Source organism: Xenorhabdus sp. PB30.3 (assembly GCF_963895965.1).
In the GTDB taxonomy this organism is placed as follows: domain Bacteria; phylum Pseudomonadota; class Gammaproteobacteria; order Enterobacterales; family Enterobacteriaceae; genus Xenorhabdus; species Xenorhabdus stockiae.
Genome location: NZ_CAWQMW010000111.1, coordinates 17,417 through 34,678 on the forward strand (window position 1 = coordinate 17,417; position 17,262 = coordinate 34,678).

Below are 17,262 nucleotides of genomic sequence, written 5' to 3' on the forward strand. Positions count from 1 at the left end.
CGATGGGATGCCAATGTTACATACAACTCCTTCATTAAACTTTAATTAAGATTAAGGCGAAAAATTATGTCTACTCTTCCAACGCCCGATGCGTATATTTTCTTCACTGATATTAAAGGCGAATCTGGTGATGAAAAACATAAAGACTGGACAGCTGTCCATTCCTTTAAAATAGATGTGATTAACAACATCAATAAATCTAATCAAGGGACTGGTTTGGGTGGAGGCATCGTTGAAGTCAGCAATCTCCATTTAAATCTTCTGTTTGATAAATCAGCTATCACTTTGCGCAAATATGTTGTTTCAGGGAAACATATTAAGGAAGTTAAACTCCATGTTCGCCGGCAAGGTGGCTCACAAGAATCCTGGTATGAGCTGACCCTGACACAAGCTATGGTTGCAGACGCCAGACTTGTATACGGAGATAGCAACTTCTATTGTGACGTTCAGCTTGCCTTCCAAAAACATAAAGAAAGCTACTTCCCACAAGACTTCCAGGGTAAAAAAGGTGCTGAAGTTACCTATACCTGGGATTCCTACACTAATAAACTGGAATAATACACCGTGGATTTTACTGATAACCTCCTTGAAACAAGGAGGTTATCCTCATCCACATTATCCTTATCAACAATAAGGATCCACGCTTATGCGATTCACCATTGTTAAAAACAACAGTACAAGCCAGCCAACACAACTGAGTTATGAATTCTCTCCTCCGGGGGGAACTATCGGCCACTGTAAAGATAATAGTTGGATTTTACCTGATGCTGAGCAGGGCATTGCCCGTGTTCAGGCTATTGTATCCATCAATACAGATGGCAAATGTCGGATCACCAATCTGGGTTCTGCAACTGAGCTTTTGCTGAATACAATCCCTGTGGCTCCGAATCGTCAGGTTGAAATCCGCGATGGTGACGTACTGAATATTGGCAGTTATCAGATTCAGGTCATTGATCCCTACCAAAATGCACAATTACAAACTGATATTTCTGCTACCAGTGTATCCTCTGAATCGGATACGCAGGGTATTCCCAGTGAAGTCTGGGATGGCCTTGAAAAAATTTTTACGATCCCTGATACTCCGACATCCTCTGACAAGCATCAGGCATCATCGGATGGAAATGACCATAACCCGCTGTTTCCCTCCAGCCAACAAGAAAACGATGAACGTAATCCCATTGATCCATTAGCAAAAATCAAAACAACTGCTGATCTGGATACCTTACAGCTACGAGCGAAAGATCCCGTGACTATGTTCAATTCAGATCCCCTCTTCCGGCAGGAAGATATTCTTAATGATAATACGCCAACAACCTTATTCCAGAATGATAAAGAATATGATTTTGAGCACAATGATAAGGAAGGTGAAATTGATCCACTGGCGTTATTTTCTGACCAGAATGTTAAACAAAAACAAAATACTAAAAATCAAGACCCTCTGGATTTGATGTTAGGCACTGCCGCGCCACTAACATCTCCTGATCATCCCAAAATTGCCGAACCTAAATCGGCTTCTGTCACACAATCTGCATCTGATCATAATACCCAATCAGAAGCTCAACTCTCTCCTTTACCTCCGCTCTTCACAACAGAAGAGCTATCCAGAGAAATAAACCAAGATTTAGTCACAAACCAGTTCAGCACAGAAACAGAAGAAACAATGGGAGAAGATACCGTCTTTAACCCACCTAATAAGCAGACTGACCAGAGTCATCAGCCTTATATTGATCAGCAGATTAAGCAACTTAGCACACCACCACATATCAGTAATGATGACCCTATTTATGAACGGCTGAATATCGATCCCATCAGCTATAAATCCGATGAACATGTGACAGAGGGTGTCAAGCTGGAAGGAAAATTACTGGCAGCCCTACTAGAAGGTATGGGACTCAAAAATCTTCGACAGCCACAGTTTGATGAACACCGTATGTATCAGTTAGGCCAGCTTATCAGCCAGTTATCTCAGGGGCTTGTTGCATTAAATACTTCACGTACCCTACTGAAACGGGAAGCCGAAGCCGAAATAACCCAAATGTTATCAGATACCAATAATCCCTTTAAATTATTACCTTCTGGTCAATCAGTACTGGTTCAGATGTTTGGTGATCATATGCCGGGATTTATGTCTATTGAGCAGGCAACCCGCGATATTTTAATCGAATTACAAGCGCACCAACTGGGAATGATTGCCGGAATGCGAGCCATTACGGTAGATATCCTGCAACTTTTCCACCCCACTATTCTTGAGCAAAAAGCACGGGACGAAGGCGGCATGCCACGTTTGTCATTATCATCAACCTACAAAGCATCTTTATGGGAGTTTCTGACTAAGCATTATCAAAAAACAGCCAGTGAATTTGAGCACAACTCCGGCCTGTTTGGTAAGAACTTCCTGCTAGCTTATGAAAACGAAGTCAATAACTATAAAAATTCCCAGAAAAAAATAAAAAAACAGACCGGATAAAACCATCAACTCCTCAGATACAAATACCCCATGAATTTCAGCTTATGACCTGAAAGACAGCGGGAACAAACCTTTCAGCATATCAACTCTATTGCCCATAGTTATCTATTATCACGACTAACTATCATCACTGCTAATAATTAATAGGCTCCCCATGAATAACGATACGACTTTGATACATGGTAGTTATCATCGTCCGGGTAATACCAGACACATCACTGCCAGAGACAAAATGCAGCCTTCCCTGCTGGACAGGCTCACCGATAATGAACCCGATAAGAAAAAAGAGGCAACCAGTAATCATCTGATATCACATAATATATTACGCCAGAATCTTCTACGGGATTTACAGTGGTTACTCAATAGTATCAACGGCGAATCCGAACAGAACCTTTCCCCTTTCCCTGAAATCCGTCGCTCCGTCTACAACTTTGGCCTGGAGCCTCTGGCCGGTAAGCTCATGTCTGAAATCGAATGGGAGGATATCCAGCATAAGATCACTAAAGCGATACATATCTTTGAACCCCGCATTATTCCTGACGGTCTTGAAGTTAATTGTGTTTCGGATACCCACTCACTGACTTTGTACAACAGATTATCCATCGAGATAAGAGGGTTTTTATGGTGTGTTCCCTGGCCGCTTGAGTTCCTGTTTCACAGTGATATTGATTTAGAAAATGGCTATTTCACTATTAAAGAAGCTGGGTAAGCCGGCAAAAAACAGGAGAATACATTTTGGATAGCAAACTGCTTGAATACTACAATCGTGAACTGATTTATTTACGTGAGATGGGCAAAGAATTTGCCGAGCGTTATCCGAAAGTCGCCAACCGGTTGGGGATGCATGGCATTGATGTGACTGACCCTTACGTTGAAAGGCTGATGGAGGGTTTCGCTTTTCTGACCTCCCGCATTCAGCTAAAAATGGATGCAGAGTTCCCGAACTTTTCCCAACAATTACTGGAGATGCTGTGCCCCAATTATCTGGCTCCCACACCGTCAATGTCTATTGCCGAACTCCAGCCCGATACCAGTAAAGGGGATATCAGCCACGGATTTTTAGTACCACGCGGGACTATCATGCATTGTCAGTCACTGAAAAAAGACGGTATTACACTTCAGTACAGCACGGCACAGGATGTTATTCTGCAACCCCTGCACTTGCAAAAAGTTGAATTGGGAAAAATTCCGGCCAATATTCCTCTGGCATCTTTAAATCTTCATCAGTGCGGTGCAGTGAGTGCGTTACGTATTCATCTCACCTGCAAAGGAAAATTCTTCCTCAGTGAGCTGGAACTCAATAAACTGATCTTTTTTCTTTCCGGACCAGATATTCAGGCTCAGCAATTGCAGGAACTGTTGATGGAACATTGTGTCGGAATGATCTGTCAGACTCTCGGTGATACCCCCCAGTATCAGGTATTACCTGATATCTCCCCGCATCACGAAGGGTTTGATGATGAACAGTCATTATTACCCAATGATCCACGCACATTCAGCGGTTATCGACAGCTGCATGAGTATTTTGCTTTTCCGGCTCGTTTTCAGTTCTTCAGTATTAGCGGCATGCAATCTTTGCTGGAAGAGACTAAAAAAGAGAGTGAGTTTGAACTGATCCTACTTTTGGACAAAATTGATGAGGATTTAGAGCATCTGGTTGATGCCTCTTACTTAGCCCTGAACAGTACTCCTGTCATTAACCTGTTCCCTAAACTGACTGAACGGGTCACGCTAAAAGAGAGTACTAATGAGTACCATTTAGTGGTTGATAATACCCGACCTCTGGATTACGAAATTTTTTCCGTACAACGCCTGCACGGTGCAGATATCAAGCGACGGGAAACTCAGATCTTCCGACCTTTCTGGTCAACATTCAGTGATGATAAAGGAAATTATGGCGCCTATTTTTCCCTTCGTCGTGATCCCCGGATTCTGTCTGAGCACTCCCTGCATTATGGAACCCGAACCAGCTACCTCGGTACGGAATCATTTGTTTCCATTGTTGATGAACAACACTCACCCTGGCCGAATGAACTCAAATTTCTGACTGCGGATGTGATGTGCACCAACCGTGATTTATCTGCGATGTTGCGGCAACAGGATATCGACAGTTTTGTCATGCTTGATTCCATTCCAATCAACCAGATTGTATTTCTTAAAAGGCCGACCATACCACATCCGGCTCTGGCACAGGGTTCAGCTTCCTGGAAATTAATCAGTCAGTTACAGCTCAATTACCTGAATTTCATGGATAAGGATGATGAACAAGGCACTCAGGCATTACGGCAATTGCTGAGTCTTTATGCCAATCTTTCAGAACCAGCCACCGCCCGTCAGATTAATGGTATTCGTCATTGTTCACTGAAGACAATTCATCGCAGAGTACCGGAGCCCGGGCCCATTGTTTTTGCCCGTGGTGTCGGAATTGAGCTGGAAGTCGATGAGCAGGAGTTTGCCGGAACCAGCCCTTGGTTACTGGGTAGTGTTCTGGAACGACTCTTCTCTCATTTAGTTACCATGAACTCCTTCACTGAAATGACTCTCTATAGCCAGCAACGCGGCAAAATCGGTTACTGGCCGGCCCGAATGGGGAAAAAACAGCTGTTATAATGGGGGAAATGACGATGAGTGAAACAGGTGCCGTTGCCATTCACAGCATAAGCCGTCTGCCTGATAATTTCTGGCAAGAACTCACCCAGACGCCGTGGCAGTTCGATCTGTTCCAGACCCTGCGGCGGATAGATGCGCAGTCCGGGGAATATTATATGCTGGGTTCATCCCCATTACCGCGATACGACCTACTGCGGTTAGGGCAAAAGGCATCAATGATATTCGCCCCTTCTACTATTTCTGAAGCAAAACAACGGAAAAACTCAAAACAGTATGATGTACTGATTTACAGTTTTGGTTTATTCGGGCCAAACGGACCACTACCGACTCATATTACCGAATATATCTATGCCCGACAGTATAACTACCAGGATCCGACGCTGACAGCGTTTGCTAATTTATTTCACAATAGGTTAATCCAATTATTTTATCGGGCCTGGGCGAATGCGCAGTCTACAGTATCGCTGGATCGTCAGGATAATCAGCGTTTCTGCCATTATCTCGCCTGTCTGGTTGGTATGGGTTTACCTGCCCAGAAAAACGCAGATTCTATTAATGAACATGCCCGCTATTTATTATCAGGCCATTTGTCCCGTCAGGGGCATGGTGCAGAAGGGCTGGAAAAAATACTGTTCACCTACTTCAATATTCCGTTAAAGATTAAACAAAATATTCCGCAATGGCTGGAAGTTGAGATTCAGGATCAGGCCCGGTTAAAAGCCGGACGTAACATGCCACGTTTAGGACAGTCAGCCTTTTTAGGGACTGCGTTATATGATGTCCAGTATAAATTCCGCATCGAACTTGGCCCGCTGACAATATCAGAATATGAAGACTTCCTGCCAAACCAGCCAAAGTCACAACAATTACGTGACTGGGTACGTCAATATCTTGGGATTGAGTATGCATGGGATATCCAGCTGGCACTTCATCGTACAGATATACAGGGTATCCATCTGTCAGAGCCGGTAAAATTAGGGCTAAGCAGTTGGCTTGGGAAGATGGAACAGAAAATCCATCGTGATGATTTAATCTACAATCCCTAGTTTTGCCCGCATGCTCCCGATCGGCATACCCCTTCCTGCCTTTCGTGATTTAATAACGGGTTGTTATCTAACCACTCATTATTACTTACGTACCTAAACATTATCAACGACAACATCACGGATTACATGCTATGTCAGAAATCAGCCGTTCCGTACTTTTTGGTAAGCTCAACCCGACCCTGTTCACATCATTAGAAGGTGCCACTGCTTTCTGTAAGTTACGTGGTAACCCTTATGTTGAACTGGTTCATTGGCTACACCAAATCATGCAACAACAAAACAGTGATTTACAGAAACTTATCCACCATTTAGGGTTGGATGAATCTGCATTGACCAAAGATATTGTTGCTGCACTGGATCGCCTGCCCCGTGGTGCCAGTGCCATTTCTGATCTCTCAGAACATATTGACAATGCCGTAGAGCGAGCCTGGGTTTACGGTTCACTAAAGTTTGGTGTTGCTCAGATCCGTAGTTCGCATTTACTGATAGGCATATTAAAAACTTTCAATCTTCGCAATGCACTAAAAGCAATTTCTCCTCTGTTTGATCATATCAATGCCGATACCCTAATCGATAATTTCAACAATATATTTGATGGCAGTGATGAGGCTCAGGAAAGCATAATATCATCAACCGAAACTCAGGGAGCGGCCCCACAGGCTGCAACAGGCTCAGCTTTGCAACAATACGGACAGGAGTTAACAGCCCGGGCCCGTAATGGTGAAATTGACCCTGTATCAGGACGCGATGAAGAAATCCGCCAGATTATCGATATTCTGATGCGCCGTCGACAAAACAACCCATTACTGACAGGTGAGGCTGGCGTTGGTAAGACTGCGGTCATTGAAGGTCTGGCTTTGAGAATTGTGGCTGGCGAAGTTCCTCCCCCGCTGAAGAATGTTCAGCTTTGGCTGCTGGATATCGGTATGTTACAGGCCGGTGCGGGAATTAAAGGAGAATTTGAATCCCGTCTGCGGAAAGTCATTGAAGAAGTCCAGTCCAGCCCGACGCCCATCATTTTGTTTATCGATGAAATTCACACTCTGATTGGAGCGGGAGGACAACAAGGTACAGGCGATGCCGCTAACTTATTAAAACCAGCACTAGCACGGGGGCAATTGCGGACACTGGGCGCTACAACCTGGTCAGAATATAAAAAATATATTGAAAAAGATCCGGCCCTGACCCGCCGTTTTCAGGTTGTTCAGGTACATGAACCTGATGAAACCAAAGCTCTGATAATGCTGCGTAGTCTGGTCAATACGCTGGAAAAACACCATCGTATTCTTTTACTGGATGAAGCGGTTGATGCAGCAGTACACCTCTCCCATCGCTATATTCCTGCCCGTCAGTTACCGGATAAAGCCATCGCATTACTGGATACCGCCTGTGCCAGAGTTGCAGTCAGCCAGCATGCAGAACCTCCGCAGCTGGAAAACTGCCGCCATAAGATAGAATCGTTGAATGTTGAACTGGGAATAGTGGAACGGGAATCCAAAGTTGGTCTGGGCGATCCTCAGCGGGCAGAAAATATTCTCAGCCAGTTGGCAACGCTGGCAGAGCAACAAGAGCAGCTAGAAGCGCGCTGGCAACAGGAATTGTTGCTGACAGACAAAATTATTCAGCTACGTCTTCAGTTACATGAAGAACAAGCCGATGAAGAACAAAACAATAATGATAAAATTACTCTTCATACGGAGCTGGCTGAGCTGCAACAACAACTGGAAATGTTACAGGGTGAAGAACCTCTTATCTTTGCCGCAGTAGACAGTAATGTAGTTTCCGCTGTTGTCTCAGACTGGACTGGCATTCCTTTAAGCCGAATGATGAAAGATGAAATTGAGGCTGTATTACAATTAGCCGATACCCTTAACCAGCGTGTCATTGGTCAGTATCATGCGTTAGAAACCATCGCAAACCGGGTACGCACTTCACGGGCAAAACTGGACGACCCTAATAAACCGGTAGGGGTCTTTATGCTGTGTGGGCCTTCCGGCGTCGGTAAAACTGAAACCGCACTCGCTCTGGCGGAAACACTGTATGGTGGTGAACAAAACCTGATCACTATCAATATGAGTGAATTTCAGGAAGCACATACTGTATCAACATTAAAAGGTGCTCCTCCCGGCTACGTCGGATATGGCGAAGGGGGTGTCCTGACCGAAGCAGTTCGTCGTCGTCCATACAGTGTCGTATTACTGGATGAAATTGAAAAAGCGCATCCTGATGTCCATGAAATTTTCTTTCAGGTATTCGATAAGGGGTGGATGGAAGATGGTGAAGGTCGTCATATTGACTTTCGTAATACGATTATTATTCTGACATCGAATGTCGGCGCGGATTTAGTCAACTCAATGTGCTACCAGCATTACCAACAGAGTAATACACTGCCTGAGCCGGAGCAGCTTAGTTCAGCACTACGCAAGCCGCTATTAAACACATTCCCTGCCGCTTTACTGGGGCGTTTATTAGTCATTCCATACTATCCATTAGATGATGAAGTCATGACCAGTATCGTTTATTTGCAGCTTGGACGCATACAGAAACGATTGCTGGAAAACCACGGTATTACTGCCACGTTCGATGAAGCCATGATTGAAAATATTGTCAGTCGTTGTACCGAAGTTGAGTCGGGGGGTCGTACGGTAGATGCTATTTTAACCAATACTCTATTGCCTCAGATAAGCCAGCGTCTGCTATCTGCCTGTGCCCATGGTGAACAATTTAACCAATTACAGGTGTCGCTCGAACAGGGAGAACTTAAATTCCAGTTTTCGAATGATATATAGATCCTGCATGATATCCGTGTGTAATTTGTCATGCGTCGTTTATAAACATTTCCTCAAGAGTATAAATAATTTCATACCAACCATGTCACACTCCCACATAATTTAACAGGAGGACTAAATGTTCGGAGTAAATAAACACAGCCAATAAAGAGGCAACTTGAAAATTCGACAAAAAATAGAACATGAGGTTCAAGAGGCCATCTATTATGCAGAATTCTTACAATAACTCTCTTAAGACCAAGCATCCATTATTACAGGCATTACCCATTGGATACTGTTTCAATGAGTTTGAAATTGAAAAAGTTGTGGGTAAAGGAGGATTTGGTATCGTATACCGAGCCTGGGATCACAGCAAACAGTGTGCAGTTGCCATAAAAGAATATCTGCCATCCATGATTGTGGTTCGCCGTAATGATTTGAAACTAAAATTACGCCACCCAAATTTACAGGAAAGATTCAGAATCGGGCTTCACAGTTTTATGCGTGAAGCCCATATCATGACTTGCTTTAACCATCCGTGCCTACCCCGCTTCATACGTTTCTGGCAACAGAACAGCACCGCTTACATCGCCACTCCCTTTTACCACGGCATTACCCTGAAAGTATTACAGGTAAAGTATGCAAAAATAGTTACACAGAATTGGCTGTGCCATATTTTGTCCCCTCTGCTTGATGCCATCAACACCCTCCACCAGGCTGGCTATCTACACTGTGATATTTCGCTGGATAATATTTTACTTCAGAATGATCGATTACCTGTTTTGCTGGATTTAGGGTCTGCCCGGAAAATAGCAGAACGTTTATCTGACGAAGAAGAAATAACGGTCAGGCCGGGGTTCACACCCTGTGAACAATACACGGCCAATGAAGAGGGGCAGCAGGGCCCCTGGAGTGATATTTATGCGCTAGGGGCAGTATTGCATACTTTGATTGTCGGGAGGCCACCACCGGTAAGCATAGTACGCAATATTGAAGATCGTTATCAGCCTTTAACGGAACGGCGTCTTACCGGTTATTCATTATCATTTCTACATGCCATAGATTGTATGTTGGCAATAAAAATAGCAGAACGGCCATCCTCTATTTCTAAATTAATCCCGATGATAAAATCCCCTATCATCCAAACCTGTTTCCCTCCTAACTTCTCCTCATCTCTACAAAATATCCTTACCACCTGCCCACCTTCAGAAGATTCAGAGCAAGAATAAAAGGGGAAATTTATGCCACAAGAAATCTGTATATTTTATTACCAAAAAATTATTCATCACCCGATTCAGCATGTTTCTTTCCACTCAACCCATATTCACGCAATTTATTCGCAATTGCAGTATGAGAAACCCCAAGTCGTTTCGCCAGCTTGCGAGTACTGGGATAGTGACGATAAAGGCGCGTCAGGACAGAGCGTTCAAAACGTTTGCTGATTTCATCCAAAGAACCAACCAGAATATCCTCGCTGATAAATGAAGTTTCTGCTTCTAAATGCGGTAACTGAATATCCTGTGAGCTTAACTGGTTATCTTCAAGCTGCGTCAATGCCCGATAGATGGCATTGCGCAGCTGCCTCACGTTTCCGGGCCAGTAATAGCTGCATAGGAACTGTTCCAGATCAGGAGCAAATTTTGGTTTTTCTACACCCTGTTCTTCGGCAAAACGGGTTACGAAATAATCCGTCAGTGGCATAATATCCGCCTGACGTTCCCGTAAAGGCGGTAATGTGATAGTCAATACATTAAGCCGATAGTAGAGATCTTCCCTGAACTCCCCTTTCCGTACCAACTCAACCAGATTCTTCTGAGTGGCGCAGATGATCCTGACGTCCACTTTCACTTCATTATCTTCCCCCACCCGACGAAATGTTCCATCGTTAAGGAAACGCAATAATTTAATCTGCATCTGGGGTGACATTTCACCAATTTCATCCAGCAGAACCGTACCGCCATTTGCTTGCTCAAAAAAGCCTTTTTTACTTTCCGTTGCGTTAGGATAGGCACCCGCTGCATAACCAAATAGTTCACTTTCGACTACGTCATCCGGCATAGAGGCACAATTTAAGCCAAGAAAGGGCTGTTTTCCTCTTGAGCTGCGTAAATGACAGGCTTTGGCAAATTCATCTTTCCCTGTCCCCGTATCACCAATCAGCAACAAAGGCACATCCAGCATAGCCATTTTACGGGCCTGCTCTACGACATGGACCATCTTCGGGCTGACAGCAACAATATTTTCAAAAGCCTGATCATCATTGACGATACGTTTTTTCTGGGCAGGCTCTGCCTGCGTGAAGACACGCAGCATAATGACCGCCCCGACACATTTAATTTCCTGATTTTCATCAGTCAGCGGCATCGGGATCACATCCATCAAATAGGTTTTCTCTTTGATGCTTAAAGTGACTGAATGAGGTTCGGGGTGATCACTTTCCAGCCAACGAAGGAAATTATAATTACTGATAAGCTGGCTGATATTTTTCTGGCTGATTTTTTCTTTACTGATGCCAAATAATGATTGTGATGCCAGATTGGCTAAATCAATATTTCCTTTCATATCAACGGACAGAATCGGATCCGGTACAGACTCCAGTAATGTACGCATCGCCCGGTGTTCTTTTTCTGATGGCATAAACGCCACCGTCCTGACATCCATCACGCCATTAATACGGCGGATTTCCGCCATTAACAAGCGGAAGGTATTGAAATCAATTTGAGTAAAATTAAGGTAAATACGACGAGCAGGAGAAATCTCAATTCCTTTCAGGTCAATATTTCTTAAAACCAATAAATCAAGTAACTCGCGAGTCAGTCCGATTCGATCCTGACAAGTAACTTCCAATCGCATTTATTCCGACCTTATTTACACAATGTTCGTAACTGCCTGAAATATTACTCGTTACTGTGCGATAGATGAAGCCCCCTGTCAGTTAAAGTTGACAGTAAGACAGAGTGTCAACTTTAACTGACAATATCACCCTGAGTTATGAGCCTGACTTTTTGGCTTCATTTCCCGTTTTCGGCTTAGTCGCCAGTGTACTTTTTAGCTGGCTAATTAACTGATACCGGAAATCACCTAATTTAGGTTTATCGCCATCAATCCAGGGTAAAGGGCGGCACAACTCCATCGACTTAATTCCCAGCCGGGCAGTCAGCAACCCAGCGCCAATGCCTTGTGCAGCACGGGCTGAAAGCCGGGCGGCAATATCCTGAGACAGCCAGTCCATACCCACTTCCCTGACCAACTCTGATGCTCCAGCAAAAGCAATATTCAACAATACCAGCCGAAATAAACGAATTCGGCTGAAATAACCCAATTCAATCCCATATATTGCCGCAATTCGATTAATAAGACGAATATTTCTCCATGCAATAAAAGCCATATCGACCACTGCAAGCGGACTGACTGCGATCATCAGTGCAGATTCTGCAGCTGATCGCCGGATCTCTTTTTTAGCCTGTTCATCCAGCACAGGCTGAACCAGTTTGCTGTATAATATGACCATTTCCCGATCATTGTGCGTTTCATGTATAGCACTCTGCCAACGCTGTAACGCCGGATGCTGCTCGCCTATACCTGCCTGAACAGCCAGTTTTTCACAAAACTGCCGTCCTTTGCCAATACCATGACTCTGCAATAATGTTTTTGCGATATCACGTTCTTCTGTCCGCTGGCGCAAATGATAAAGACGACTCCACTCACCGATAACAGCACCTATTCCGGCAAAAACAATCATACTGCCTGCGGCTGCTACACCCAGCGCAATCCAGTCCTGATTCTGCCATGACTGATATATCCATTGAATAAACTGAGCGATAATACTAAAACCCAATAACAGTAAAGCTCCTGAAAATATTTTCCGCCACGGGCCGCGTTTAGGTTTCAGGGCCGCATTCACTGCACCTTCAAGCTCACTTTCCTGCTCTTCCGTATTTAATTCTGGCAGAGCCGGATAGAATTCGCTTTCCTGTTCATTAAATTCTTGCTGGGATTTCAGGGAAGGCTCTGAAGATGCTGATAACATGTCATCAAAATCCACTCTTGGTTTTAAAGGAGCAGAATCTTTATCCTCTGTTTTTAAAGAGTCCGTCATGTCAGTTTGTCTCCCAATAAAAACTCCATCGCGCTGTCCATACGGATATGGGGTAATGGTGCATCAATACTGACCTGCCGTGGCCGGAATGATTCAAAATTAAAACCCTGTTTCTGCCAGAAATCATTACTGGGCAGACGCCGTGGCACTTCACCCGGAAAGAATGTCAGTAGTTTGTCATCTGACAGGCGATTTCCTTTGATAGCCGGGATCTGTTCTCCCTCATGCATCACAATACCACTTTCAGTTGCCTGAACAGATGCCAGACCAACACAATCCATGCTGATTCCTTCAAAGGCGGCATTCTGCCACGCTTCCTGCACAAGCTGTTGAAGCAACGAAACAAGATTAACATGCTGATCTGCTGTGATATGATCTGCCTTACTCGCCGCAAACATTAATTTATCAATGCAAGGGGAAAATAAACGGCGAAATAACGTCCGTTTACCATAATGAAAGCTCTGCATCAGTTGAGTCAGTGCCAGGCGCATATCATTAAAAGCGTGCGGGCCGCTGTTTAATGGCTGTAGGCAATCAACCAGAACGATTTGCCGATCAAAACGCAGAAAATGCTCTTTATAAAAACCCTTTACGATATGATCACAATAATAATTAAATCGTTCACGTAACATACCGATATTAGTCTGTTTATCCGCTTTCAGTAATTGAGGTTCTCCGATTCCGTCAATGTCCGACCACGGAAAAAATTGCAGGGCAGGCGCTCCCGTCAGATCTCCCGGCAGAATAAAACGCCCCGGCTGAATGAAATGTAAACCTTCTGCTTTACATTGGTGTAAATAATCTGTGTAGGCCTGTGCAATTCTGCTCAGCAGATTTTCATCCGCAGGCGCCAATGGATCACACTGTTTACATAATTCCAGCCATGGCTTCGCCCACTCAGCTCTGCTTCCTTTCAGTAATCCATTCATTTGCCGTGACCATGCCAGATAACTCTGTTCCAGCATAGGTAAATCCAGCAGCCACTCTCCGGGATAATCGACAATTTCCAGATAAAGTGTTGAGGTGTCTTTGAGATAGCGGAGTAAAGAATCTTCTGAACGATAACGTAGCGCAAGACGAATTTCGCTCACGCCTCTGGTCGGTATCGGCCAATACGGCGGGGTATTGTGCAAAGCAGCAATGTTTTCATCATAGGCAAAACGGGGGACACCCAAATCCCGCTGTGGTACACGTTTCACACCTAATAAACGACCGTCACGTACGGTAGAAAACAGTGGTAATCTGGCACCAGTATGAACATTCAGCAACTGATTGACCAAAGAAGTAATAAATGCTGTTTTTCCGCTACGGCTTAATCCTGTTACTGCCAGCCGTAAATGACGATCTATTCCACGATTAACAAGTGACGTCAGCTCATTTTGCAACCGTTTCATATTCCTCCTGAGTCGGACACTATAATGTTGTAATCTCAAACCAGTCTCCCCTCACCCAACCGGGCAAGGGGCCAACAGTTTCTGTGGTATTCCGCCGTTCTTATTTAAATCTGTTCTGGCTTAGAGCTGGCGAAAACGACTGCGTACATTATAGGTGTCAGAAGTAATATAGCGTTCCATTTGACGCAGACGTTCTTCCCCTGCTCTCAATTGGTAATCAACTTCATCCAGTATTTTCCGGGTTGATGGTGCTCTTGTTTCCTCTGGCTGATATCCCACAGGTGCGGGATCCATCACAAAGGATAAGATAATGTAGGCAACTACCGTTATGGCAGATAAACCAAAGAATATCGACAGTATGGTAATGGTACGGATAAGGGCAACAGGGACATCAAAATAGTTCGCTAACCCGGCACAAACACCTTTGATCACGCCCTGTTCCGGTAAACGATAAAGTTTCCCCCGGTAAGAACTGCTCATTATGACTGCCTCCAGTTTGGATGCTCTGCATCAAGAATATCTTCCAGCGTTTTGATACGTTCCTGCATACGCCGGGCGTTTTCTGACAACTGCTCCAAACGTTGAATTTCATTGCTCTCCAGTTTCCCTCTGTTCTGGTTGTTATAGTGCAACCATAACCAGACAGGTAACACGAAGAGTACAAACAGGATCAGCGGGATCCCCAGAAATATATAAGCCATTACCTTTCCTTAGTTGTGAACGGGTATACGAATAACCTTCTCTACACTTCGTCTTTCAAGCTGCCTCTTTGTTGGCTGCGCTCGCTCACCCCAGTCACATAGTTATCTATGCTTCTGGGGACTCTCTCCCTTGCCGCCGCGATGCAACTTGAAATCCATTGTGTATATCATTGTGGGTCTTTAGCACTCATTTTAGCTTTGAGAGCAGCAAGTTGTGCACTAATTTCATCATCCGCTTTCAGTTCTGCAAACTGCTGTTCCAGAGATTTCTTTTTCCCCAGACCCACTGATTCCGCTTCTGCTTCCATATGGTCAATCCGGCGCTCAAACTGTTCAAAACGAGCCATAGCCTCATCGATTTTACCGCTGTCCAAATGACGACGAACTTCACGAGAAGAAGCCGCAGCCTGATGACGCAGAGTCAGAGACTGCTGTCGTGCACGCGCTTCTATCAGTTTATTTTCCAGCTCAGTCACTTCCCCTTTAATGCGATCAAGGGTTTCGTCCAGAATCGACAGCTCATTTTTCAGTGTTTCAACTAACTGGCTGACTTTCTGTTTTTCAATCAAAGCTGCCCGAGCAAGATCTTCTTTATCTTTGCTCAATGCCAGTTCAGCTTTTTCCTGCCAGCCTTCAATCTGGCTTTCTCCGGTGTTAATACGGCGCAAAAGCTGTTTTTTCTCAGCCAGCGTACGCGCAGATGTTGAGCGTATTTCCACCAGCGTATCTTCCATCTCCTGAATCATCAAGCGGATCATTTTCTGCGGATCTTCTGCTTTATCCAGCAGAGAAGAAATATTAGCGTTAACGATATCAGCAAAACGAGAAAAAATACCCATAGTCATAAACCTCTTTCATTAGAATGTATGTATGTTATGCCTGTGTACTGTTAAATAATGTATAAGATACAAGGTAAGGCATTCAATTAAATACAAGATACATGCCAACTTTTTATTTCTTATTATCACCTTGAAATATATAAATTAATTTTTATTTGCTTTTTTCTTACAATATCTTAATGTAGTTAAATCAACCAATAATTGGCGAAAAATACGATCTGTTAGTGGAGAAATCATGAATCAGTTCACTGATAACCTATTAGGGGAAGCAAACAATTTTATTGAGGTTCTGGAACAGGTTTCTGCACTGGCAAAATTAAATAAACCTGTTTTAGTGTTAGGGGAACGGGGAACAGGTAAAGAGTTAATTGCCCACCGTTTACATTATCTTTCTCCCAGATGGCAAGGCCCTTTCATTTCCCTGAACTGCGCTGCTCTCAACGAAAATTTGCTTGATTCAGAGCTATTTGGCCATGAAGCAGGCGCATTTACCGGAGCACGTTCAAAACATCAGGGGCGTTTTGAGCGGGCAGATGGCGGAACCCTGTTTCTTGATGAGCTGGCGACCGCACCAATGCAGGTACAGGAAAAACTCTTAAGAGTCATTGAATATGGATACCTTGAGCGTGTAGGAGGTAACCAGTCTTTACAGATAGATGTCCGGCTGATTTGTGCTACCAATGAAGATTTACCAGCTATGGCCGCCAACGGAAAATTTCGGGCAGACCTGCTGGACAGGCTGGCATTTGATGTTGTTCAGATACCCCCACTACGCCAGAGACAGCAGGATATTATGGTACTGGCTCAACACTTTGCCGTTCAGATGTGTCAGGAGCTGAATCTTCCTTTCTTCCCCGGATTGACTGAAAAAGCAAAGCGACAGTTACTTGCTTACTCTTGGCCCGGCAATGTCCGTGAACTGAAAAATGTTATAGAGCGCTCTATCTACCGTCATGGAGATAATCAAAATGCCTTAGACACCATCATTATTAATCCCTTTGCCGTATCTTCAGAAACTCATGCACAAAAGTCAGCCAACGATTCATCCATCAAACATAAGACTGATAATCGCTCTCTGCCTGATTTACCACTCGATTTAAGGCAATGGCAGAATGACTGTGAAAAGCAATTAATTATACAAGCAATAGCAGAAAGCCAGTTCAATCAGAAAAAAGCAGCAGCAAAACTCAGCCTGACATACCATCAATTACGCGGGTTAATAAAAAAGCACAACATCAGTGTGACGGATTAAAAAATTCAATAAATGATATACCCAATGGATTTCGGGCTGGAGCGCTGCGGCAAGGGAATAACAGATAAAAAAATAGCCAGCACCCG

14 protein-coding genes are annotated in these 17,262 nt (G+C 44.1%); 8 read left to right on the forward strand and 6 right to left on the reverse strand.

The features are described from left to right. The first annotated feature begins 66 nt into the window (after positions 1–66). The 7 genes from AACX38_RS06740 to AACX38_RS06770 all read left to right on the forward strand — a co-directional run bounded on the left by AACX38_RS06740 (position 67) and on the right by AACX38_RS06770 (position 10,120). The gene (locus tag AACX38_RS06740) at positions 67–558 is read left to right on the forward strand and encodes an Hcp family type VI secretion system effector (protein ID WP_099121522.1); all 492 of its coding nucleotides are present in this window, start codon (positions 67–69) and stop codon (positions 556–558) included. Between the two features lie 88 nt (positions 559–646). Next, positions 647–2,467: a type VI secretion system-associated FHA domain protein gene (locus AACX38_RS06745; protein ID WP_228862825.1), complete on the forward strand. Its 1,821-nt coding sequence runs from the start codon at positions 647–649 to the stop codon at positions 2,465–2,467. A gap of 154 nt (positions 2,468–2,621) precedes the next feature. Then, complete coding sequence (tssE, locus tag AACX38_RS06750; protein WP_228862826.1) at positions 2,622–3,176, forward strand: type VI secretion system baseplate subunit TssE; 555 nt, start codon at positions 2,622–2,624, stop codon at positions 3,174–3,176. A 26-nt stretch (positions 3,177–3,202) separates the two neighbouring features. Continuing rightward, entirely contained in the window at positions 3,203–5,077 is a 1,875-nt protein-coding gene (tssF, locus tag AACX38_RS06755; protein WP_099121525.1) for a type VI secretion system baseplate subunit TssF, read from the forward strand. Between the two features lie 14 nt (positions 5,078–5,091). Continuing rightward, positions 5,092–6,123, forward strand: a complete 1,032-nt coding sequence (gene tssG / locus AACX38_RS06760; protein WP_099121526.1) for a type VI secretion system baseplate subunit TssG — start codon at positions 5,092–5,094, stop codon at positions 6,121–6,123. Positions 6,124–6,254: 131 nt separating this feature from the next. Then, complete coding sequence (gene tssH / locus AACX38_RS06765; protein ID WP_228862827.1) at positions 6,255–8,912, forward strand: type VI secretion system ATPase TssH; 2,658 nt, start codon at positions 6,255–6,257, stop codon at positions 8,910–8,912. Positions 8,913–9,118: 206 nt separating this feature from the next. Continuing rightward, the gene (locus AACX38_RS06770; RefSeq protein WP_193757169.1) at positions 9,119–10,120 is read left to right on the forward strand and encodes a serine/threonine protein kinase; all 1,002 of its coding nucleotides are present in this window, start codon (positions 9,119–9,121) and stop codon (positions 10,118–10,120) included. Positions 10,121–10,169: 49 nt separating this feature from the next. Here the strand turns inward: AACX38_RS06770 and tyrR are convergent, their stop codons facing one another. The 6 genes from tyrR to pspA form a co-directional block, all read right to left on the reverse strand. After that, positions 10,170–11,744 (reverse strand): transcriptional regulator TyrR, encoded by a 1,575-nt coding sequence (gene tyrR / locus AACX38_RS06775; protein WP_228862828.1) that lies wholly within the window; start codon positions 11,742–11,744, stop codon positions 10,170–10,172. A 136-nt stretch (positions 11,745–11,880) separates the two neighbouring features. After that, on the reverse strand, positions 11,881–12,990 hold the full coding sequence (locus AACX38_RS06780) for a YcjF family protein (protein ID WP_228862829.1): 1,110 nt from the start codon (positions 12,988–12,990) through the stop codon (positions 11,881–11,883). Next, positions 12,987–14,384, reverse strand: coding sequence for a YcjX family GTP-binding protein (locus AACX38_RS06785; protein WP_228862830.1), 1,398 nt, complete (start codon positions 14,382–14,384; stop codon positions 12,987–12,989). The genes AACX38_RS06780 and AACX38_RS06785 overlap by 4 nt, the downstream gene beginning before the upstream one ends. Positions 14,385–14,504: 120 nt before the next feature. Further along, on the reverse strand, positions 14,505–14,864 hold the full coding sequence (gene pspC, locus AACX38_RS06790; RefSeq protein ID WP_228858577.1) for an envelope stress response membrane protein PspC: 360 nt from the start codon (positions 14,862–14,864) through the stop codon (positions 14,505–14,507). After that, positions 14,864–15,085, reverse strand: a complete 222-nt coding sequence (pspB, locus tag AACX38_RS06795; protein ID WP_099108134.1) for an envelope stress response membrane protein PspB — start codon at positions 15,083–15,085, stop codon at positions 14,864–14,866. The genes pspC and pspB overlap by 1 nt, the downstream gene beginning before the upstream one ends. A 167-nt stretch (positions 15,086–15,252) precedes the next feature. Beyond that, the gene (gene pspA / locus AACX38_RS06800) at positions 15,253–15,924 is read right to left on the reverse strand and encodes a phage shock protein PspA (protein WP_228858576.1); all 672 of its coding nucleotides are present in this window, start codon (positions 15,922–15,924) and stop codon (positions 15,253–15,255) included. A 235-nt stretch (positions 15,925–16,159) separates the two neighbouring features. Here pspA and pspF point away from each other — a divergent pair, with 235 nt between their 5' ends. Continuing rightward, on the forward strand, positions 16,160–17,176 hold the full coding sequence (gene pspF, locus AACX38_RS06805) for a phage shock protein operon transcriptional activator (protein ID WP_228862831.1): 1,017 nt from the start codon (positions 16,160–16,162) through the stop codon (positions 17,174–17,176). Positions 17,177–17,262 lie beyond the last annotated feature (86 nt).

Excerpts from the sequence above, each read along its gene's own strand:
- AACX38_RS06740 (WP_099121522.1), top strand. The coding sequence starts at position 67 with ATGTCTACTCTTCCAACGCCCGATGCGTATATTTTCTTCACTGATATT.
- pspF (WP_228862831.1), top strand. The coding sequence starts at position 16,160 with ATGAATCAGTTCACTGATAACCTATTAGGGGAAGCAAACAATTTTATT.
- tyrR (WP_228862828.1), bottom strand. The coding sequence starts at position 11,744 with ATGCGATTGGAAGTTACTTGTCAGGATCGAATCGGACTGACTCGCGAG.
- pspB (WP_099108134.1), bottom strand. The coding sequence starts at position 15,085 with ATGGCTTATATATTTCTGGGGATCCCGCTGATCCTGTTTGTACTCTTC.
- tssH (WP_228862827.1), top strand. The coding sequence starts at position 6,255 with ATGTCAGAAATCAGCCGTTCCGTACTTTTTGGTAAGCTCAACCCGACC.
- AACX38_RS06780 (WP_228862829.1), bottom strand. The coding sequence starts at position 12,990 with ATGACGGACTCTTTAAAAACAGAGGATAAAGATTCTGCTCCTTTAAAA.
- tssG (WP_099121526.1), top strand. The coding sequence starts at position 5,092 with ATGAGTGAAACAGGTGCCGTTGCCATTCACAGCATAAGCCGTCTGCCT.
- pspA (WP_228858576.1), bottom strand. The coding sequence starts at position 15,924 with ATGGGTATTTTTTCTCGTTTTGCTGATATCGTTAACGCTAATATTTCT.
- pspC (WP_228858577.1), bottom strand. The coding sequence starts at position 14,864 with ATGAGCAGTTCTTACCGGGGGAAACTTTATCGTTTACCGGAACAGGGC.
- AACX38_RS06785 (WP_228862830.1), bottom strand. The coding sequence starts at position 14,384 with ATGAAACGGTTGCAAAATGAGCTGACGTCACTTGTTAATCGTGGAATA.
- AACX38_RS06745 (WP_228862825.1), top strand. The coding sequence starts at position 647 with ATGCGATTCACCATTGTTAAAAACAACAGTACAAGCCAGCCAACACAA.
- AACX38_RS06770 (WP_193757169.1), top strand. The coding sequence starts at position 9,119 with ATGCAGAATTCTTACAATAACTCTCTTAAGACCAAGCATCCATTATTA.
- tssE (WP_228862826.1), top strand. The coding sequence starts at position 2,622 with ATGAATAACGATACGACTTTGATACATGGTAGTTATCATCGTCCGGGT.